General features: G+C 64.7%; 18 protein-coding genes. 8 read left to right on the top strand and 10 right to left on the bottom strand.

Features of this window, described 5'->3' with window-relative positions:
• Positions 1-111 precede the first annotated feature (111 nt).
• The 8 genes from VGG53_RS20815 to VGG53_RS20780 all read left to right on the top strand — a co-directional run bounded on the left by VGG53_RS20815 (position 112) and on the right by VGG53_RS20780 (position 9,636).
• Positions 112-1,149: a hypothetical protein gene (locus VGG53_RS20815; RefSeq protein ID WP_331519987.1), complete on the top strand. Its 1,038-nt coding sequence runs from the start codon at positions 112-114 to the stop codon at positions 1,147-1,149.
• Positions 1,150-1,204: 55 nt separating this feature from the next.
• Positions 1,205-2,530, top strand: a complete 1,326-nt coding sequence (locus VGG53_RS20810) for an adenylate/guanylate cyclase domain-containing protein (RefSeq protein ID WP_331519986.1) — start codon at positions 1,205-1,207, stop codon at positions 2,528-2,530.
• Positions 2,531-2,605: 75 nt separating this feature from the next.
• A complete protein-coding gene (locus tag VGG53_RS20805) occupies positions 2,606-3,178 on the top strand; it encodes an HdeD family acid-resistance protein (protein WP_331519999.1) in 573 nt (190 codons plus the stop codon).
• 76 nt (positions 3,179-3,254) lie between these two features.
• On the top strand, positions 3,255-4,694 hold the full coding sequence (locus VGG53_RS20800) for a cytochrome ubiquinol oxidase subunit I (protein WP_331519985.1): 1,440 nt from the start codon (positions 3,255-3,257) through the stop codon (positions 4,692-4,694).
• A 27-nt stretch (positions 4,695-4,721) separates the two neighbouring features.
• Positions 4,722-5,762, top strand: a complete 1,041-nt coding sequence (cydB, locus tag VGG53_RS20795; protein WP_331519984.1) for a cytochrome d ubiquinol oxidase subunit II — start codon at positions 4,722-4,724, stop codon at positions 5,760-5,762.
• A gap of 20 nt (positions 5,763-5,782) precedes the next feature.
• Positions 5,783-7,429: a thiol reductant ABC exporter subunit CydD gene (gene cydD, locus VGG53_RS20790; protein ID WP_414689015.1), complete on the top strand. Its 1,647-nt coding sequence runs from the start codon at positions 5,783-5,785 to the stop codon at positions 7,427-7,429.
• Positions 7,430-7,475: 46 nt separating this feature from the next.
• On the top strand, positions 7,476-9,107 hold the full coding sequence (gene cydC, locus VGG53_RS20785; protein WP_414689018.1) for a thiol reductant ABC exporter subunit CydC: 1,632 nt from the start codon (positions 7,476-7,478) through the stop codon (positions 9,105-9,107).
• A gap of 10 nt (positions 9,108-9,117) precedes the next feature.
• The gene (locus VGG53_RS20780; RefSeq protein WP_331519982.1) at positions 9,118-9,636 is read left to right on the top strand and encodes a DUF4190 domain-containing protein; all 519 of its coding nucleotides are present in this window, start codon (positions 9,118-9,120) and stop codon (positions 9,634-9,636) included.
• 4 nt (positions 9,637-9,640) lie between these two features.
• Here the strand turns inward: VGG53_RS20780 and VGG53_RS20775 are convergent, their stop codons facing one another.
• The 10 genes from VGG53_RS20775 to VGG53_RS20730 form a co-directional block, all read right to left on the bottom strand.
• Positions 9,641-11,038 (bottom strand): bifunctional lysylphosphatidylglycerol flippase/synthetase MprF, encoded by a 1,398-nt coding sequence (locus tag VGG53_RS20775; protein ID WP_331519981.1) that lies wholly within the window; start codon positions 11,036-11,038, stop codon positions 9,641-9,643.
• Positions 11,039-11,216: 178 nt separating this feature from the next.
• Positions 11,217-12,056, bottom strand: a complete 840-nt coding sequence (locus VGG53_RS20770) for an acyl-CoA thioesterase II (RefSeq protein WP_331519997.1) — start codon at positions 12,054-12,056, stop codon at positions 11,217-11,219.
• A gap of 40 nt (positions 12,057-12,096) precedes the next feature.
• Entirely contained in the window at positions 12,097-13,515 is a 1,419-nt protein-coding gene (pyk, locus tag VGG53_RS20765) for a pyruvate kinase (protein ID WP_331519980.1), read from the bottom strand.
• 61 nt (positions 13,516-13,576) lie between these two features.
• On the bottom strand, positions 13,577-13,981 hold the full coding sequence (locus VGG53_RS20760; protein WP_331519978.1) for a DUF2752 domain-containing protein: 405 nt from the start codon (positions 13,979-13,981) through the stop codon (positions 13,577-13,579).
• Entirely contained in the window at positions 13,981-15,069 is a 1,089-nt protein-coding gene (gene lgt, locus VGG53_RS20755) for a prolipoprotein diacylglyceryl transferase (protein ID WP_331519977.1), read from the bottom strand. Before lgt ends, VGG53_RS20760 begins: the two co-directional genes overlap by 1 nt.
• The gene (gene trpA, locus VGG53_RS20750) at positions 15,066-15,881 is read right to left on the bottom strand and encodes a tryptophan synthase subunit alpha (protein ID WP_331519996.1); all 816 of its coding nucleotides are present in this window, start codon (positions 15,879-15,881) and stop codon (positions 15,066-15,068) included. The genes lgt and trpA overlap by 4 nt, the downstream gene beginning before the upstream one ends.
• Positions 15,875-17,149, bottom strand: coding sequence for a tryptophan synthase subunit beta (gene trpB / locus VGG53_RS20745; RefSeq protein WP_331519995.1), 1,275 nt, complete (start codon positions 17,147-17,149; stop codon positions 15,875-15,877). The genes trpA and trpB overlap by 7 nt, the downstream gene beginning before the upstream one ends.
• A 42-nt stretch (positions 17,150-17,191) precedes the next feature.
• Positions 17,192-18,010, bottom strand: a complete 819-nt coding sequence (gene trpC, locus VGG53_RS20740) for an indole-3-glycerol phosphate synthase TrpC (protein WP_331519976.1) — start codon at positions 18,008-18,010, stop codon at positions 17,192-17,194.
• A gap of 80 nt (positions 18,011-18,090) precedes the next feature.
• Positions 18,091-18,738 (bottom strand): TIGR02234 family membrane protein, encoded by a 648-nt coding sequence (locus VGG53_RS20735; protein ID WP_331519974.1) that lies wholly within the window; start codon positions 18,736-18,738, stop codon positions 18,091-18,093.
• The gene (locus VGG53_RS20730; protein ID WP_331519972.1) at positions 18,731-20,272 is read right to left on the bottom strand and encodes an anthranilate synthase component I; all 1,542 of its coding nucleotides are present in this window, start codon (positions 20,270-20,272) and stop codon (positions 18,731-18,733) included. Before VGG53_RS20730 ends, VGG53_RS20735 begins: the two co-directional genes overlap by 8 nt.
• Between the last annotated feature and the right edge of the window lie 40 nt (positions 20,273-20,312).

Below are 20,312 nucleotides of genomic sequence, written 5' to 3'. Positions count from 1 at the left end.
ATTTGCTTGGAACACAACCAAATCGGCCTGGCGACATAGGACCTGAGCTTAAGCTTAGGAAAGCTTAAGCTACGCTCAGGTTCGGCGCGCAAGCAACGAGGGGGAATCACGATGGCCAGTAATGTCCGGCGATGGGCCGTCGGTGTGGGTGCGGCTGGCGGAGCGGCGGTAGCTGCCGCGATGCTCGGGGCGACCGCTGCTCACGCCGATGACACCAGCCCGCTCGACCTATTGAGCGATGCGCAGGTCGCACTGACCGAGGCCAATCAAGTGCTGGGTCAAATAGATCCGTCGAGCCTGTCCGGTCAGCCTCTCATTGCTCAGTTCATCGATACATCGACGGACATCCACGACCACGCACTGCAGATGTTAGACAAGCTGGACTCGGCCGAAACGACGATCTTGTCGTTTGACAACGGTGCCCTGTCAAATCTCATCAGTCCGCTATTCACCAACCTCGACCAGCAGTGGGACCAGACAGGTGAAGCAGTGCTCGCCGCTGACCAAACGTTAGCGGGCGCGGTCGCTGGCGGTTCAGTTCCGGACATGATCGCGGCTCAGTTTGGGGCACTAATTCCCGACGGCCAATTGCTCGGTCCCACGTACGACTCGATACCTGTCGTCTGGATTGCGGCACTTCTCGGCGGGGGCGACGACCTCACAGCCAACGTCGTGCCCGCCATCGTCACCACCTCCCCGCTCGAGTTGTTGAACGACGCCGCTACCAACCTCACCGATGCCAACCAGGTGTTGAGCCTGGTGCCCTCCGACATCCCAGGCATCATGGAGCAGCCGGACATCCAAAACATCGCTCTGGACGAGATCGCGTCCTTGGATACGGCTCAAAGCTCGCTCTCCTCCTTCGACAACGGAGCTTTGACGGACCTGCTGAACCCGTGGTTCAACGCAGTGGACCAGGGGTGGGATCAAGGCACCGAGGCCTTGCTCAACGCTGATCAAGCGTTGGAGACGGCAGTCACGGCTGGATCGGGTGTGGACGCAGCCGTATTGGGTGTGTTCGGAGCTGACTTCCAAGTGCTGGGCGACATCGTCAACTCGCTGCCGATTGAATTTGCCTCCGGATTCATTCCAACGGATGTGGTCGATCCGTCAGTGTTCACGGACTTCCTGACGTCGTTCGGGCTCTAACCGAATCTCACCGAGGGCACCACACCGCGTTCGGTCGAGCGGTTAGGCTTCTGCTGTGGTGGCGAAGCGGTGCGCAGCCCAGCAGCCAGCAGGTTTGCGGAGAACTCCGGATTGTGTAGCGGCAGTGCGGGCGCAGCCCCGCGTTCGCAACCAGGTTTATGCCGATCGCATCACGCGTCGGCGCCGCATTCTGAACCTCACCGCCTCGATGGCGGTATTCATCAGCGCCAGTTTCGGCGTCCTCCAGGTCCTCGAAACACCGCAGCTGTGGTGGACCGGCCTGGTCAACATCCTCGCCGCGGTGATCTACGCCGTCATCCCGGTAATGCACCGCTTCGGCGAGCTGCTACCGCCGTTGACCTTCATCGGTACGGCCTACGTGTCGATCTTTGCCATCTGCTGGTTCGTGGGCACCGGCTCGGGATTGCAGTTCTACTTTCTCGTGGCGGCCTGCCTCGTCGTATTGCAATTAGGCGTCGATCGGATTTTTCTTGCGTCGATTCTGGCCGCGATCGCCGCCGCGATGGTGATCACGTTGCAGTTCCTGGTCCCCCGCGACACCGGCGTGCAACCGGCGTGGGCTTTGTCGATGAGCTTCATCGTCACCACGATCTCGGCCTGCGTGATGGTAGTGACGACCGTGTGGTACGCGGTACGTGAAATCGTTCGCGCCGAAGTGGCCATGGAAGTCGAGTACGAACGATCCGAGGCATTGCTGGCCAACATCTTGCCGTCCAGCATCGCCGACCGGCTAAAAGACCCGGCGCGCAACATCATTGCCGACAAATACAACGATGCGTCGGTTCTCTTCGCTGACATTGCCGGCTTCACCGAACGGGCCAGCGATATGGCACCCGATCAGCTGATCCGCTTCCTGGACCGGCTTTACGGCGACTTCGACGCGCTGGTCGACAAGCACGGCCTGGAGAAGATCAAGGTCAGCGGCGACTCCTACATGGTGGTCAGCGGCGTGCCCCAGCCCCGGGCGGATCATGTCGAGGCGCTGGCAGCCTTTGCCCTCGACATGGCCGGAGCCGCACTCCGATTGAAGGATTCGCACGGTGATGCGCTGCCCTTACGCATCGGTCTGGCAAGCGGACCCGTCGTCGCGGGCGTGGTGGGTTCGCGCCGATTCTTCTACGACGTGTGGGGCGACGCGGTCAATGTCGCATCCCGCATGGAATCCACCGACTCGGTCGGCCGGATCCAGGTTCCCGAGGATGTTTATCGACGGCTGAAAGACGACTTCGTGCTTCAGGAGCGGGGTGTCGTCGAGGTCAAGGGCAAAGGCCGGATGCGCACCTGGTATCTCATCGGGCGCAAGCCAGATACCGGTTCCGGTGACGTCCGTGCCGAGGCGCCGCAGCGGGTCGGCGTCTGACGCGTCCGGCAAATGTCCCACCGCGGGGGTCGTTTGTGGGAAAATTCGGGAATGGAAACCACTGCTGTCCCAAAGTTGTTGCCGCATCTGTGGAAGTCGACCTTGCTGTCCGGGATCATGGCGCTGACGCTTGGCATCTTGGTGTACGTCCTGCCTGGCCATTCGATCGTCATCGCGGCTGCTCTGTTCGGCATTTACCTGCTGGCCACCGGCGCAGCGCAAGTCGTCTTCGCATTCAGCCTGCATGTCTCCGCCGGCGGACGAGTGCTGTTGTTCATCAGCGGCGCCGCGTCTCTGGTATTGGCGGTGCTGTGTTTTCGGCATTTCGGCGAAGGCTATGCGATTCTCCTGCTGGCCATCTGGATCGGTGTCGGCTTCATCTTTCGCGGTGTGGCAACGTCGATCTCGGCCATCAGCGACCCGCACCTGCCCGGCCGCGGCTGGCAGATTTTCCTCGGTGCAGTCAGTCTCCTGGCCGGCCTGGTGATGCTCGCATCGCCTCTGGAAACGATCGAGATCCTGACGCTGATTGTCGCCATCTGGCTGATCGTCATCGGGGTCTTCGAGATCGTGTCGTCGTTCGGCATCCGTAGTGCCTCCAAGAGGGTCAGCAAGGCGCTGGCAGGCGGACAACCGAACGCGGCGTGACCCGGCCGATGCGGTAAAAACGGCCGTCTACTACAATGCGTCGTACTAGCGAAACCCCGTCGCCCGGGAGATGACAATGAACGTCGTAGACGTGTCGCGATGGCAGTTCGGCATCACCACCGTCTACCACTTCATCTTCGTGCCGCTCACCATCGGCTTGGCCCCGCTGATCGCTGTCATGCAAACCGCGTGGGTCTTCACCGGCAACGTGGCCTGGTATCGGCTCACCAAGTTTTTCGGCAAGTTGTTCCTGATCAACTTCGCGATCGGAGTGGCAACCGGGCTCGTGCAGGAATTCCAATTCGGGATGAATTGGAGCGAATACTCTCGCTTCGTCGGCGACGTGTTCGGCGCGCCGCTGGCGATGGAAGGTCTGGCCGCGTTCTTCTTCGAATCCACCTTCATCGGTTTGTGGATCTTCGGTTGGAGCCGACTGCCCCGGCTCGTACATCTGGCATGCATCTGGATCGTCGCCATCGCCGTCAACGTCTCCGCCTTCTTCATCATCGTCGCGAACTCGTTTATGCAGCACCCGGTCGGCGCACACTACAACCCCGCGACCGGACGCGCGGAGTTAGACAGCATCACCGCACTCCTTGGCAATAACACTGCGCGAGCGGCGTTTTCGCATACGGTGGCCGGTTCGTTACTGACCGCCGCAACGTTCGTCGCGGCCATCAGCGCGTGGTGGCTGGTACGTTCGCCGGATGCCCGCACGGTGTTTCGCCCGGCGGCCATCCTTGGATGTTGGGTTGCACTGATTGCCACGGCCGGCTTGTTCTTCACCGGTGACCACCAGGGCAAGCTGATGTTCGTTCAGCAACCGATGAAGATGGCTTCAGCGGAATCGTTGTGCGACACCGAAACCGATCCGGACTTCTCGATCCTGACGGTGGGCACCCACAACAACTGCGACAGCGTCACCCGGGTGATCGAAGTGCCCTACGTGCTGCCATTCCTTGCGCAAGGACGAATCAGCGACGTCAGGTTACAGGGTGTGCGCGATATCCAGCAGGGCTACCAACAGCGCTATGGCCCTAACGACTACCGGCCAAACTTGTTCGTCACCTATTGGTCGTTTCGCGCAATGATCGGGCTGCTGGCGATTCCCGTCCTGTTCGCGATGGTTGCGTTGTGGCTCAACCGCGGCGGTCGGATCCCCAATCAGCGATGGTTCTCCTGGCTGGCGCTGGTGGCTATTCCCACGCCGTTCCTGGCCAACATCTCCGGTTGGGTATTCACCGAAATGGGTCGTCAGCCCTGGATCGTCGTGCCTAACCCGACCGGCGATCAGCAGATCCGATTCACCGTCCACGACGCCGTGTCGCAGCACGCTTCTGGCATGGTCGTCACGTCGCTGGTCACCTTCGTCTTGACGTACGCGGTGCTGGCGGTGATCTGGTTCTGGCTGCTGAAGCGGTACGTCGTCGAGGGGCCGCAAGAACACGACGCAGAACCGGCTCCAGCTCGACCGCCCAGCAATGATGACGTGGCACCGCTGTCTTTTGCCTATTAAGGCCTGCTGACGGAAAGGAGCTGACCGATGGGACTGCAAGAGTTGTGGTTTGGCATCATCGGGATGCTGTTCCTCGGTTTCTTCATTCTGGAGGGCTTCGATTTCGGCGTAGGAATGTTGATGGAGCCCTTCGCCCGCGTCGGCGTCGGTGAACCAGAAGCCCACCGTCGCGCCGCGCTCAATACCATCGGGCCGGTCTGGGATGGCAATGAGGTGTGGCTGATCACCGGCGGCGCGGCGATGTTCGCCGCATTTCCCGGCTGGTATGCCACCGTCTTCTCCACCCTGTACCTGCCGTTGCTGGCGATCTTGTTCGGCATGATCCTGCGTTCGGTGTCGATCGAATGGCGGGGCAAGGTCGATGACTCGAAATGGCGATCCTGGGCCGACTTCGGAATCGCGACCGGGTCCTGGTTGCCTGCCGTGCTGTGGGGCGTGGCGTTCGCCACCTTGGTGCGTGGGGTGCCCGTGGACGCCAATGGCCGCGTCGACCTGTCGATCACCGACGTGCTCAACGCGTACACGTTGTCGGGCGGTCTGGCCACTGCGGGGCTTTTCCTATTTTATGGCGCTGTGTTCGTCGTCCTGAAGACATCCGACGCGATCCGCGACGACGCCCACCGCTTCGCGATGTGGCTGTCACTTCCGGTGACCGGACTGGTTGGCGGCTTTGGGCTTTGGACGCAACTGAGCTACGGCAAGCACTGGACCTGGCTGGTGTTATCGGCCGCGGTGGTCGCACAGCTGGCGGCAGTGGCGTTGGTGTGGCGACGCGCGTCCGACGGCTGGGCTTTTCTGTGCGCGGCGGTCGTCGTGGCGGCGGTTGTGATTCTGTTGTTCGGAGTCCTGTACCCGAACGTGGTGCCTTCCACGCTGAACAAGCAATGGAGCCTGACGATCTACAACGCCTCGTCGACCCCGTACACCCTCAAAATTATGACCTGGGTGACGGCACTGATGGCTCCCCTGACGGTCATCTACCAAGGCTGGACGTATTGGGTTTTCCGCCAACGAATTTCGACTGATCGTATACCACCGGCGACCGGGCTGACGAGGCGAGCGTCCTGAGCGCAAGCGGCCGGGGGCCTTTGGATCCACGACTTTGGCGGGCGTCGGCAGCGGTTCGTCAATTTCTCCTTGCCACAACGATTTGCGGCGTTGCCATCTCCGGTTGCGCCATAGGATCGGCGATCCTGCTGGCGCACATCACTTCCCGGGTCATCACTGATCCGGCTGCGCGCAGCGTAGATCGATGGGCGCCGACGTTGTCGATCCTGCTGACTGTGTGGGCGGTACGCGCTGTCGCGCATTGGCTGCAAGCCCGGCTCAGCCAACGCGGGGCCAGCGCGGCGATCGCCGACCTCAGCGGTCAGGTCCTTGCTGCCGTCACCGCCCTGCAACCCAGGCAATTGGCAGCCCAGCGCGACTCCGCCGCCGCCGTGGTGACCCGGGGACTCGACGCGTTACGGCCCTATTTCACCACGTACCTGCCGGCATTGTCACTGGCGGCGGTCCTGACCCCGGTGAGTGCAGTCGTGATCGGCTGCTACGACCTGAAATCGGCTGCGATCGTGCTGATCACGTTGCCGTTGATCCCGATCTTCATGGTGCTGATCGGCCTCGCCACCGCTGACCGATCTGCGGCTGCGCTGGCCGCTATGGCCACCCTGCAAGCTCGGCTGTTAGACCTGATCGCCGGAATTCCCACGCTACGGGCCCTCGGCCGCGCCAGCGGGCCCGAGCGTCGTATTTCCGAGTTGGCTGCCGCCCACCGGCGCTCGGCGATGGCGACGCTGCGGATCGCGTTCCTGTCCGCGTTGGTATTGGAACTTCTTGCCACACTCGGTGTCGCCTTGATCGCGGTCAGCATCGGACTACGGCTGGTGTTCGGTGAGATCAGCCTTACTACCGGTCTGACCGTGCTGTTGCTCGGGCCTGACGTCTACCGGCCGCTGCGCCGCATCGGTGTGGAATTCCATGCCGCCCAGGACGGCCGGGCCGCCGCTGACAAAGCTTTCGCACTGATAGCGGACTCCGCGACCGCCGTCTCGGGTGACCGTTCGGTGTCGGCGCGCGGCGCGATTATCGTTCTCGACGAGCTCAGCGTCGCGGGTCGCGATGGGCTCTGCCCGCATGACCTCAGCGCGGTGATACTGCCGGGTCAGATAACGGTGCTCACCGGCGCGAACGGCGCAGGAAAAAGCACCACGCTGCAGGTGATCGCCGGAATTACGCCAGCCACCAATGGCGCCGTCACCGTGGCCGGAGTCGATATGACCGATCTCGAAGTAGCCGAGTGGTGGCGGCAACTGTCCTGGTTGGCGCAGCGTCCTGTGCTCATCCCGGGCACCGTCGCCGAGAACCTGGCACTGTTCGGCGCCATCGACGATCTCGAACGTGCTTGCGTTACCTCGGGATTCGACCACGTGTTGGCAGAGTTACCCGAGGGGTTGAACACCGCCATCGGAAGCGGCGGTGTGGGCCTTTCGCTCGGTCAGCGACAACGCCTCGGCTTGGCTCGCGCGCTTGCCTCGCCGGTACCGGTGTTGCTGCTCGACGAGCCCACCGCCCACCTGGACGCCGCAACCGAAGCCCGGGTGCTGTCGGCCATTGCCGATCGGGCCCGTGCCGGTCACACCGTGGTCCTGGTCGGCCACCGCGAACCTGTGGTCGGCATTGCCGACCATGTCATCGAGGTGACCGGGGCAGGTGAGCTCCATCGTGTTCGCGTCTGATCCCCTGCCCGCCGCGGTGCGGTTGCTGCACCCACGCATCCCGCGCATGCTGCTGGCGATTGCGCTTGGAGTGTTATCGCTGGGCAGCGCTTTGGCGCTGGCCGGGCTGTCAGCATGGTTGATTACCCGCGCTTGGCAAATGCCACCGGTACTCGAGCTGTCGGTCGCCGTGGCAGCAGTTCGGACCTTCGCGATTTCCCGTGGCGTGCTTCACTATTGCGAACGGCTGGTCAGCCACGATACGGCGTTGCGGGCGGCCGGCACCGTGCGCACACTGATCTACCACCGGCTGGCGCACGGTCCGGCCGACATCGCCACTCGATTGCACAGCGGCGAACTGGTCTTGCGAGTCGGCGCTGATGTGGATCAGCTGGCCGACGTACTGGTCCGCGCGCTGCTGCCATTCAGTGTCGCATCAGTGCTCTCGGTTGCCGCGGTCGTGGTCGTCGGGGTTATCTCACTGCCGGCCGCAGCGGTTCTGGCGATTTGCCTCCTGTTCGCCGGCATTGTGGCGCCATGGCTGGCCTCGAAGGCGGCGGCGGCGCAGGAAGTGCTTGCCCGCCAACACCATTCCGCGCGCGACGTGTCAGCGATGCTGGCGCTGGATTACGCACCCGAGCTGCGGGTCGCCGGTAGGTTGAGCGACATTGTCTTGGCATCGCAACGCCGGCAACGTGCTTGGGGCAAGGCCTTTGATGCCGCAGCCCGACCGGCCGCGTTCGCGGAAGCTATTACCACTGCCGCGATCGGCGTCAGCGTGCTGGGAGCTGTGGTGGCGGGCATCGGGATGGCGGGCTCGGTTGCACCCACCACGTTGGCGGTCCTGATGCTGTTGCCGCTCTCGGCGTTCGAGGCGACGACTGCGCTGCCCGCCGCTGCCATCCAGCTGACGCGTTCACGGTTGGCGGCGCGCCTTCTACTCGACCTGAATCCACCGGCCGAAGACTTCCCGACCGCTGAGGCATCCCAACGGCCGCATCCGTCGCCCACTGGCTGCCTGCGCAGCACGGACCTGGTGGCCGGACGCCAGGGCTGCCGGGCGCCGGCCGCGGTGACGATTGACCTGCCGCCGGGCGCCAGGCTTGCCGTCACGGGTCCCAGCGGCGCCGGCAAGACGACGCTGCTGATGACTCTCGCGGGTCTGCTTGTACCGTTGCGCGGCGACGTCACGCTGGCCGGAACACCGTTGCGCGTTTTCAACGAAGTCGAATTACGCAGCGTTGTCAGCTTTTTCGCGGAGGATGCACATGTCTTCGCGACTACCGTCCGGGATAACCTGCTGGTTGCACGGCGTGATTGCCCGGACTACGAGCTTGGCGGCGCTCTGCGTCAGGTCGGACTAGACGCCTGGCTGACAGGTCTGCCGGATGGCTTGGACACCGTGTTGTCCGGTGGCGCGCACGCGTTGTCAGCGGGCCAACGCCGGAGGCTGCTGTTGGCCCGGGCGCTGATCTCACCTGCGCGGATTGTGTTGCTCGACGAACCCACCGAGCATCTCGATCCCGTAGCCGCCGAAGGCATTCTGGGTAGCCTGATGAAGCCTGACGGTGGTCTGATGGCCCCTCAGCGGACGGTCGTGGTGGCTACTCATCACCTGCCGAAGGGCATTCGGTGTCTCGAACTTCCCATCGGCACCGGCGGGTACCCTGGCGAATTGACGCCCACGCCGCCTGATTAGAGAGCAAGCCATGACCGGATCTCCGGAGATGCCGGACAGACGGAGAAATGCCGCGGCAACACCGCAACCCGGGCCACCGTATCCATACCCCAGTCAGTACCCGCCCGGCCCGTACCCGCCCGGCTATCCGCAGCCGACGGCGGCGCCCAGGAATGGGTTTGGCATCGCCTCGCTGGTGCTGGCTGTGATCGGACTCGTGAGCGTCGCGACCGTATTCGCCCCCATCATCTTGGGAATCGTCGCGGTAGCCATCGGCTTTCTTGGACACGGACGCGCCAAGCGTGGCATCGCCGACAATGCAGGGGTAGCGATTGCCGGCATCGTGCTGGGTGGCTTGGCAATCGTTGTCGGATTGGCATTCATCGCGATTTGGGCGACGGTCTGGAAGGACGTCCGCGGCGGCGATTACATCGACTGCATGCAGAAAGCCGGCCCCGACCACGTGCTGCAGCAGCAGTGTGCCGACAAGTTTCGGAAAAGCGTCCAAGACCGTTTGAGCGTCACGTTGACGCCGGCACCGATCCGCTAGATCGCTAGATGCCGCGTCTGCGCGGCATGAACTCCAGCGACAGCAACACGTAGATCAATGGGACCACTTGGGTAAGTGACACCAGCGCGTAACGCCGTTCGCCTGTCGAGTGGAATTTGCGCAGGTATCGATATAGCGATTCCAGCGCGATCAGCGGGTCCAGTCGATGGACCAGCCAGTAGAAGACATGGTGTATCCGACCGCGATCTTGCTCATCGAAAAGCTCAGGGAACGCAGCAAAGGACAGTGATAACCGTTGCGCGCCAGCATCTCTAGCGGCGTTGATCATGTCGACGCTGAGTCGCTCGTCGATACCGTTGGGCGCGCCGCGCCGCCGCCACGGCACCTCGAGGGTGATCTCGCTGCCGCCGCCGGCTGTGGCGTACCGGTGAAAACCCTGCGCACGGCCCGATTTGTCCCGCGCAATGATCAGTTGTATGCCCGGGAAACGGCCCTCCAGGACACCGTCCAGGCTCATGCAGAATCCACGATCGCTGTGCGCCCCGCTCGGCGATGCCCGCAACACCTCGGCCAGTTCAGCCACCTGCCGGTCGTCGAGGTCCTGCTCGGCGACGATCTCGGTGGTGATCCCGCAGTTGTGGGTGCGCTGGACGGCCTGACGCAGGTTGCGGAACTTGCGCCCTGACATCGCAAAATCGGCCACATCGATCACCACATCGCGGCCTATCGGTATCGCCCGCAGCGATATGCCGAGCACCGTCGGGTCGCTCCACAACCCGAGGCTACGTTCGCTGCATCCCAACACCACCATTCGCCAGCCGTGGGCGCGGCAATGGGCGGCGAAATCGGCGATCAATTGAGGAAATTGCGTCTCGTCACCGACAGGGTCCCCGCTGACAACCGCGTAGCCGATGCGCGTCCGGTACGCGAGCGCGGCCGTACCGTCCGCGCTGAACAGGTAGCACTTGCCCGCCTGCATGGCGAACGGCGCCAGCGGATCGCCGCTGGTGGCATTGATCAATGGCCACACCCGCGACAGACTGTCAGGCTGCCGCCGCGCGGTGAGGGGCCACATGAGCGCCAGCCCGGAGCCCGCGATCAGCGCGCTGCCGAGCAAGTCGAAAGACAGCACGCGCAGGGCAATCCCACCGACCAGGGCGATCGCCGCGACGGTGGCGTGCCCGGCTGTGACCGGGCGACCCAGGAAGAGACCCCGGACGACCAGGGCGACTGCGGCCAGGACCGTCAACGACCATTCCAGCCGGTCCGTAGCGTGCCAGCCCGCGTGGGCGTAGGCGCGCACGATGACCGCGATCAGCCAGCACGTCGCGGCGAGCAGCATCAACATGCCGGTCCACCGCGCCGCCGGTGAGTTGACCTGGATGACGACGCGCTCGCTCGCACTGGCCCTGGGTTCGACGCGGGTCGCTGAGTCGTCCACCGCCACCTCCACTAGTTCGGCTGAATAAAAGCAAAGCGGCCTGTCCGGGCCCTTTTCTTAGCCGGTGAGCCGCCGTGGTTTTAACTACCCAACTACTGTGGAGATTACGCTCTCAGCGCGTTTCGCCGCTGGCACACGACGTGCCGCAACCGAATCGTTGCCGGTGGCGCGCCTGCTGTCAGCGCGCGCCCGGGAAATGCTTCACCAAGCCTTCTTGGACCACGGTGGCGACCGGCCGCCTCGATCGATCGAAAAAGTAGCCGGTCCCGAGCCCGCGAGACTCGGTTGCGACCGGTGAGGATGTGGAGTACAACAACCAGTCGTCGAAATCGACCTGGCGGTGAAACCAGACCGAATGATTGACCGTCGCAGCAAAGATGCGGTCGAATCCCCACGAGAGTCCGTGCGTCGTGATGATGGAATCCAGCACCGTGGTATCCGAGCAGTAAAGCATTGTGGCGGTGTGCAATACCGGGTCATCGGGCAACGCGCCGTCAGCCTTGACCCAGACCCGGTTGTAATCGAGCTGGTCGCCCTTTTCCCGCATCAACCATGACGGGTCGTTGGTGTAACGCCACTCGATTGGCTGCAGCGCGTTGACGAACAACGGCACGGTCTGCTCGTAGCCACGCAGCTGCTCCTTGACCGAAGGCAATGTCTCTGGGTCGGCGACGGCAGGGGGTTCGACGTTGTGTTCGAGCCCGCGGCCGCCGGCGAGGTAGGAGATCATCACAGTCGCCAGCAGGGTGCCATCCTGAGTCACCTCCACCCGGCGGTTCGCAAAGCGACGCTCGTCGCGCAACCGAACCACTTCGAACTCGATGTCTTTGTCGGTGTCGCCGCCGTTGATGAAGTGCGCGGACAGCGCGTTGGGCGGCAGATCGCGGGTGCGCGTGCGGCTCGCCGCCACGAACGACTGCGCCATCATGAGGCCGCCGAACGTCCGGGGCGGGTTCTTGCTGGGATGGCTTCCGATGAAGACATCGTCGCCCTTGTTCTGCAGGTCGAGCACCGCCATCAGCTCGTCGAAGTCAGACACCGGCTATAGCCATTCCGAGTTAGACGTCCTCTTCGCCGATGCGGTGTACGTGAATCAGGTTGGTGGACCCGACGGTGCCCGGCGGTGCGCCGGCGACGATGACCACCAGATCGCCGCGCTTGTAGCGGCCAAGATCCAGCAAAGACTTGTCTACTTGGCGGATCATGCCGTCGGTGGTTTGGATGATCGGGACGATGAACGTCTCGGTGCCCCACGTCATGGCCAGTTGACTGCGCACTTCAGGCAACGGGGTGAACGCCAGCAGCGGAAGCGGGGTATGCAACCGGGCCAGCCGCCGAACCGTGTCCCCGGACTGGGTGAACGCGACCAGCGCCTTAGCGTCAAGGCGTTCGCCGATATCGCGGGCGGCGTAACTGATCACCCCGCGCTTGGTGCGCGGCACATGCGTCAGCGGCGGGGCGGCCGTCGAATTCTCCTCGACGGCACAGATGATCCGGGCCATCGTCTGGACCGCGGCCAGTGGATATTTACCGACGGAGGTCTCCCCGGACAGCATCACCGCGTCAGCGCCGTCGAGCACCGCGTTGGCCACATCGGAGGCTTCGGCCCTCGTCGGGCGGGAATGCTCGATCATCGATTCCAGCATCTGAGTCGCCACGATCACCGGTTTGGCGTTCTCCCTTGCCATTTGGATGGCGCGCTTTTGAACCAGCGGCACCTCTTCCAGCGGAAGCTCCACCCCCAGATCGCCGCGGGCAACCATCACCGCGTCGAAAGCCAGCACCACCGCTTCGAGATTGTCGATGGCTTCGGGCTTCTCCAACTTGGCGATCACCGGCACCCGCCGCCCGACCCGGTCCATCACCTGGTGAACCAACTCGACATCCGACGGCGAACGCACGAACGACAGCGCCACCATGTCGACGCCCAACTGCATCGCGAACTCGAGATCCTCGACGTCCTTGTCCGACAACGCCGGCGCCGACACACTCATCCCCGGCAGCGACATCCCCTTGTTGTTGCTGACCGGGCCGCCCTCGGTCACCCGGCACACCACGTCATCACCGTCGATGTGCTCGATCACCAAACCCACGTTGCCGTCATCGACCAACACCCGATCACCGGGCAGCGCATCTTGAGCCAACAGCTTGTAGGTGGTCGACACCCGATCGTGGTTGCCCGGGCAGTCGGCCACCGTGATCCGCACGGTCTCGCCGTCGGCCCAATAGGTCGGCCCGTCGGCAAAACGACCGAGCCTGATCTTGGGGCCCTGCAAGTCGGCCAGCACACCGACCGCGCGCCCGGTGGCATCACAGGCGGCGCGCACCCGGTCATAGGACGCTTTGTGATCGCGGTAATCGCCGTGGCTGAAGTTCATTCTGGCGACGTCCATTCCGGCTTCGACCAGAGCCCTGACCGTCTCGTCAGTGCTGGTGGCCGGACCGAGAGTACAGACGATCTTTCCGCGTCTTGCCACGACGAATCAGCATAGTCGCGCCAGCTGATCATCTCGCATCGGTTCCGGATCGCGGAGCGGGCTAATGGGTGAGCAGCGTCGGAACCAGTGGGAATCCCGGCAGGTTGCGCACCACTGTCCACGCCAGCATGGTGATCACGACGCTCGCCGCCGCCGGGAGTGTCACCAGCGGCTTTCCGATGCGCCGGCGCAGCAGAACCCAGCCTGCCAGCAGCGGAATGGCGACCAGCAGCAGCACGTTGTCGTTGAGCGCCGCGGCCAGGTCACCGTGCAGCACGTCGTGGGTCATGCGCAATGCTCCGCATCCCGGGCAGTTCCACCCGGTGAGCAGGCGGAACGGGCAAATCGGAAAGACCGAGTCGGGTTTATGCGGATCGACCAGCCCGACGTAGCCGAGCGCACCCGCCAACAGTGCGCCCGACCCCAGCACCGCGTACAGACGACCGTGCCAGGCCGGAGTGGACATCAGTCGTGGTCCGGCTCGGCGTCGGCGTCATCGGGCTCAGGGCTTGCGTCGACTTCAACCTTGGGTGCGTCGACTTCAGCGGCGTCGGCCTCGGCGGCGACGTCCTCAGCATCGACGTCCTCAGCATCGACGTCTGGGGCGGGCTCGGACGCTTCTGTCGTCTCCGGCGCCGAATCGCCCTCGGCGTCGTCGACGGAGTCCGGTTCAAGCAGTTCGGCGGCCGAGCCACTGAGCGTCGCCGGATCTTCGCGGCCTTTGGTCGCCAGGATCAGATAGACCACCGCGCCGATGAAGACGAAGGTCGAAGTGAAGGAGTTGATCCGGATGCCGGCGATATGCGTGGCCGTGTCATCGCGCAGCAGCTCGACACCGAAGCGCCCGACGCAGTACAGCGCGACGTACGCCGCGAACAGCCGACCGTGCCCGATCGTGAACCGCCGATCCAGGTAGATCAGTACCGCGAATACCACTAGGTTCCAGAGCAATTCGTAGAGAAATGTCGGCTGGACAACCATCGCCAACTGCCCGGTCGACACTCCGTCGAGCGAATGCACATCGACGAACCCAGCCGGGTCTCGACGGTAAAAGATTTCCAAACCCCACGGCATCGTGGTCTCACGGCCGAAAAGCTCCTGGTTGAAGTAGTTCCCGACGCGGCCGATCGCCTGGGCGAGAACGATGCCGGGCGCTATCGCGTCGCCGAACGCGGGAAGCGGGATGTCGCGGCGCCGGCAGGCGATCCACGCGCCCACGCCGCCAAGTGCAACGGCACCCCAGATTCCCAATCCGCCATCCCAGATGCGCAGTGCCGCAGCCGGTCCGGCCCCACCTTCGCCGAAATATGTCCGCCAGTCGGTCGCCAAGTGATACAGGCGGCCACCGACAAGGCCGAACGGTACGGCCCACAGCGCGATGTCGTAAATAACGCCCCGCTCGCCGCCGCGGGCCGCCCACCGTCGATCGCCGATCAACAGCGCGGCGATGATCCCGACGATGATGAACAAGGCGTAGGCCCGGATCGGGACTGGCCCCAGATGCCATACCCCTTGCGGCGGGCTCGGGAAGTATGCGATGACCGTTGTCGTCATGATGTGGAAATCCTTTGGCGCACACCGGCAGCCAGTTCTCGACCTAATGCACGCATGGTCGGCAAACCATCAGCCAGCGCAGAGACGAGCGCCGAACCCACGATGACACCGTCGGCATAGCGTGCGATCTGGGCCGCCTGCTCCCGCGACCGAACGCCCAGCCCGACCCCGACGGGGATGTCCGAAACTTCTTTGACCCGGCGCACCAATTCCGGCGCTGCATTCGACACGGCGTCACGAGCACCGGTCACACCCATGATCGACGCCGCATAGACGAATCCCCGCGATGCCTCGACCGTTGCCGCCAGACGTTGCGGTGTCGATGACGGCGCGACCAGGAAGACGCGGTCCAACCGGTGCTGGTCAGATGCCGCCAACCAGTCGTCGGCCTCATCGGGAATGAGGTCGGGGGTGATCAAACCATGCCCACCCGCTGCTGCCAGGTCACGCGCGAACGCGCCGACGCCGTAGCGCAGAACCGGATTCCAGTACGTCATGACCACGGCGCGGCCGCCGGCTGCGCTGATCGCCTCCACGGCCGCCAGCGTGTCGCGGACCCGCACTCCCCCACGCAACGCAACCTCGGCCGCGTCGGCGATGGTTGGGCCGTCCATTCCCGGATCCGAATACGGCACACCGACCTCGATGAGGTCGCAACCGGATTCGGTCAGAGCCTTCATCGCGTCGACCGACGTCGGAACATCGGGGTATCCAGTCGGCAGGTATCCGATCAGCGCAGCCCGGTTGTCGGCCCGGCAGGTTCTGAAAAGTTCTGCCAGACCGCTTTTTTGGCTCTGCTCAACGGTCATGATCGTCCGTTGCCCGCGTCCTTGTCGAGCAAGCCGAACCACTTCGCGGCCGTCTCGACGTCTTTGTCCCCGCGGCCGGACAGATTCACCACAATGATTGCCCCGCTGCCCATCTCGACGCCCAGTTTGATCGCACCGGCCACGGCATGCGCCGACTCGATCGCCGGAATGATGCCCTCGGTGCGGCACAACAGCGCGAACGCGTCCATCGCCTCGGTGTCGGTGATCGGCCAATAGTCAGCCCGCCCGGCATCCCGCAGCCAAGCGTGTTCTGGTCCCACACCCGGATAGTCCAGGCCGGCCGAGATGGAATGCGATTCGATGGTCTGCCCGTCATCGTCCTGCAGCAGATACGAAAACGACCCCTGAAACGCGCCGGGCGAGCCGCCGGTGAATGTCGCGGCGTGGCGACCGGTTTCGACTCCGTCGCCGGCTGCTTCGAAGCCCACCAACCGGACGGCGGGATCATCGAGGAACGCGTGGAAAATGCCGATCGCGTTGGAGCCCCCGCCGACGCATGCGGTGACCGCGTCGGGGAGTCGGCCGGCCTGATCCTGGATTTGCACACGGGTCTCGAGCCCGATGACCCGCTGGAAGTCACGAACCATCGTCGGGAAGGGGTGCGGTCCAGCGGCGGTGCCAAAACAGTAGTAGGTGCTGTCCGCGTTGGTCACCCAGTCGCGGAACGCCTCATTGATGGCGTCCTTGAGAGTTTTCGAGCCCGACTCGACCGACACCACCTCGGCGCCCAGCAGCCGCATCCGAGCGACGTTGAGTGCTTGCCGCGCGGTGTCGACGGCGCCCATGTAGACCACGCAGTCCAAGCCGAGCAGCGCGCACGCGGTGGCGGTGGCCACCCCGTGCTGGCCCGCACCCGTCTCGGCGATCACCCGCGTCTTGCCCATCTGCCGCGCCAGCAAGGCCTGACCGAGACAATTATTGATCTTGTGAGAACCGGTGTGGTTCAAGTCTTCTCGCTTGAGGAATATCCGTGCGCCACCGGCGTGCTCGCTGAGCCGGGCGGCCTCATAGAGCGGCGACGGCCTGCCGGTGTAATCCTTTTGCAACTTGTCCAGCTCGTCCAGATAGGCCTGGTCAGTGCGCACTTTCTCGTAGGCCGCGGTGACCTCTTCGATCACCGCCATCAGCGCCTCGGCCACCAGCCGGCCCCCGTACACGCCGAAATGACCACGAGAGTCTGGATCGTGGTCAGTGGGCTCGGCGATCGCTGCGCTGGAGCGCGGAAGGTCCGGCCGCAAGATATCTGCCATCACCGACGCTCAACGTGCAAGCGGCTCATCGGGTTCACCCGCCTAGCGTGCCGGCTTCGGACACGACGGGTGTTTTCCGGCGGTGACCAGGTCGGCGACGGCCGCCCGCGGGTCACCGCTGGTCACCAGACCTTCGCCGACCAGCACGGCGTCGGCTCCGGCGCCGGCGTAGGCCAGCAAGTCGGCCCTGCCCCGCACCCCGGATTCGGCGATCCGGATCACGTCGGACGGTAGCCCGGGTGCGATGCGCGCGAAGCAGTCCCGGTCGACGTTCAGCGTCCGGAGGTCACGGGCATTCACGCCGATCACCCGTGCGCCGGCCGTCAACGCCCGGTCGGCTTCTTCTTCGGTGTGCACCTCGACGAGCGCGGTCATGCCCAGCGATTCGGTGCGCTCCAGCATCGACTCCAGCGCCGGCTGATCCAGCGCGGCGACAATCAGCAACAGCATGTCCGCGCCGTGCGCGCGTGCCTCGTGAATTTGGTAGGGCCCCACCACAAAGTCTTTGCGCAGCACGGGAATCGACACGCCCGCACGCACCGCGTCGAGGTCGTCGAGGCTGCCGTGGAAGCGGCGCTCTTCGGTCAGCACGCTGATGATCCGTGCGCCGCCGTCTTGGTAGGCGCACGCCAGTGCAGCCGGGTCGGAGATCGACGCGAGTTCGCCTGCCGACGGGCTGGCCCGCTTGACTTCGGCGATGACCCCGATGCCGGGCTCGCGCAACGCGGCCAACACATCAAGCGGTGACGGCGCAGCTTCGGCTGCCGCCTTGATCTCGGGCATGCTCACGGCAGCTTCACGAGCGGCAACGTCGGCACGGACTCCCTCGATAATGGAGTCGAGCACGGTTGCCGAACTCATGCTGTCGATTCCTCTCCCCGGCCGCCGCCAGATTCTTGACGGCGTCCTTCGAAGGGTAGCGAGCGCCGGCGCGCGCTCCGTCACCGACCCTCGGTGTGTCGATTGTCATCCGGCGGCGGCCCGGACTCGGTGGGGTCGCGGCCCTCGTCGAGCTGGTCCCAAATCATGCGCTCCGACACGACACCCTCCGCACCCGCTGCAGTCGACCGGCGGGCTGCGGACGTCAGGTATTTCGTTGCGGTGCGACCGGCCGAGGCCGCCGCACGCATCAACAGCACTGCGCCGCCCAGCGCGCAGACCGCGGTCGCCAGGGTCAGCACCGGGCCCGGGTAATGACGCGCGCTGCCCACCACCTCGAGCAGCGGCACCCGCGCGAGTTCGGCTGCCCGCACAGCGACGTCGGGCATCTCCAGCGTGCTCACCGCCAGGTATCCGGTCGCCAGGCTGGCAACTGCCACCAGTACCGCCAGCGCCCGCAACGCCCACCCCCGCACCGCCAACGCGGCGACGGCGGTAGCCACCAGCACCAGGGCCAGCGGCAGCAGGGCCGACGACCATGCCGCACCGGACAGCGTGACGAGCTTCGGCGGGCCAAGCCCGTCGAACGTGCGCAGGTCGACCCAGGTCAGCCGCGAGGCTGCCCACAATCCGCCGGCAGAGACCACCAGCAGGACCTGGGCGACCCGAATGGTCAGCCGGCCCGGATTGGCGGCCGGGGCGTCAGCCATTCCGATCGGCATCCGGGGCGGTCAGTGTCTCGGCGGCGGCGATCGCGCTGAGCACTGCGCGCGCCTTGTTCGTCGCCTCGGTGTACTCGTAAGGCCCGTTGGAGTCGGCCACTACCCCGCCGCCGGCCTGCACGTAGGCGGTGCCGTCGCGCATCAGCGCGGTGCGTATGGCGATCGCGAAGTCGGCGTTCCCGGCGAAATCGAGGTAGCCGATCACGCCGCCGTACAGGCCGCGCCGGGTCTTCTCCACTTCCTCGATGAGCTCCATGGCGCGGACCTTCGGGGCGCCCGACAGTGTGCCGGCCGGGAAACACGCGGTCACAGCGTCCAGCGCGGAGCGCCCCTCGGCCAGCATCCCGGTCACCGTGGAGACCAGATGCATGACGTGGCTGTAGCGCTCGGTATGGCTGTAGTCCTCGACCCGAACGGTGCCGGGCACACACACGCGGCCCAGATCGTTGCGGCCCAGGTCGACCAGCATCAGGTGCTCAGCACGTTCCTTCTCGTCGGCCAGCAGCTCCTTTTCCAGCAACTGATCCTCTTCCTCGGTGTGGCCGCGCCACCTGGTCCCGGCGATAGGGTGCGTCCTCGCCCACCGGTCCTGCACGGTCACCAACGCTTCAGGGCTGGACCCTGCGATCGAAAATGCTGTTCCCCCTTCATCATTCGGCACATGGAGCAGATACATGTACGGGCTGGGATTGGACACTCTCAGCATCCGATAGACGTCGATCGCCTCGACGTGAGTGTCCATCTCGAAACGTTGCGAGGGCACCACTTGAAATGCCTCGCCGCGCTCGATTTCACCGACGAGGCGTTCGACGATTGCGCTGTACTCCTCCACGGTCCGCTGGGAACGATGCAGCGGCTCGGGGCTGGTGAAGGTGGCGATGGTCGACGGCAGCGGCTGGCCCAACGCGGTAGTCATCACATCCAGCCGCGCGATCGCATCGTCGTAGGCCTCGTCGACACGCTCGTCGGTGCCGTTCCAATTCACCGCGTTGGCGATCAACGTGATGGTGCCCTCGTGGTGGTCGACGGCCGCCAGGTCGGTGGCCAGCAGCAGCAGCATGTCCGGCAGCTGAAGATCGTCGACCGCAAGCTCCGGCAGCCGCTCCAGTCGTCGCACCAGGTCGTAAGCAAAAAAGCCGACCATGCCGCCCGACAGCGGCGGAAGCCCCGGCAGTGCCGCTGTGGCCAGCAACTCCAGAGTCTCGTGCAGCGCGCGGAGCGGATCCCCGCCGGTGGGCGCATCCTGCGGCACGGCGCCCAGCCACACCGCCTGGCCGTCGCGCACCGTCAACGCCGACGGCGCACCGGCACCGATGAACGACCACCGTGACCAGGATCGACCATTCTCGGCCGACTCCAGCAGGAAGGTGCCGGGCCGGTTGTCCGCCAGTTTGCGGTATGCGGATAGTGGTGTCTCGGCGTCGGCCAGCACTTTGCGAGTCACCGGCACCACGCGATGCTCGGCGGCCAGTCCGCGGAAGTGCTCCCGCGATGTGGTGGCGGCGGCGAGGTTGGCGTGCACGCAGCCATCCTCCCAGATGGACAGATCCGCTCCGGTCGCT

It is taken from the genome of Mycobacterium sp. (assembly GCF_036490025.1).
In the GTDB taxonomy this organism is placed as follows: domain Bacteria; phylum Actinomycetota; class Actinomycetes; order Mycobacteriales; family Mycobacteriaceae; genus Mycobacterium.
Note: the sequence above shows the minus strand (reverse complement) of the source record. Positions and strands in the feature narration are given on the sequence as shown.

Coding starts and splice junctions, on each gene's coding strand:
- VGG53_RS20815 (WP_331519987.1), top strand. CDS start 112: ATGGCCAGTAATGTCCGGCGATGGGCCGTCGGTGTGGGTGCGGCTGGC.
- VGG53_RS20800 (WP_331519985.1), top strand. CDS start 3,255: ATGAACGTCGTAGACGTGTCGCGATGGCAGTTCGGCATCACCACCGTC.
- cydB (WP_331519984.1), top strand. CDS start 4,722: ATGGGACTGCAAGAGTTGTGGTTTGGCATCATCGGGATGCTGTTCCTC.
- cydC (WP_414689018.1), top strand. CDS start 7,476: ATGCTGCTGGCGATTGCGCTTGGAGTGTTATCGCTGGGCAGCGCTTTG.
- VGG53_RS20780 (WP_331519982.1), top strand. CDS start 9,118: ATGACCGGATCTCCGGAGATGCCGGACAGACGGAGAAATGCCGCGGCA.
- VGG53_RS20770 (WP_331519997.1), bottom strand. CDS start 12,056: ATGGCGGTGCTCGACCTGCAGAACAAGGGCGACGATGTCTTCATCGGA.
- VGG53_RS20760 (WP_331519978.1), bottom strand. CDS start 13,981: ATGTCCACTCCGGCCTGGCACGGTCGTCTGTACGCGGTGCTGGGGTCG.
- lgt (WP_331519977.1), bottom strand. CDS start 15,069: ATGACGACAACGGTCATCGCATACTTCCCGAGCCCGCCGCAAGGGGTA.
- trpB (WP_331519995.1), bottom strand. CDS start 17,149: ATGGCAGATATCTTGCGGCCGGACCTTCCGCGCTCCAGCGCAGCGATC.
- trpC (WP_331519976.1), bottom strand. CDS start 18,010: ATGAGTTCGGCAACCGTGCTCGACTCCATTATCGAGGGAGTCCGTGCC.
- VGG53_RS20735 (WP_331519974.1), bottom strand. CDS start 18,738: ATGGCTGACGCCCCGGCCGCCAATCCGGGCCGGCTGACCATTCGGGTC.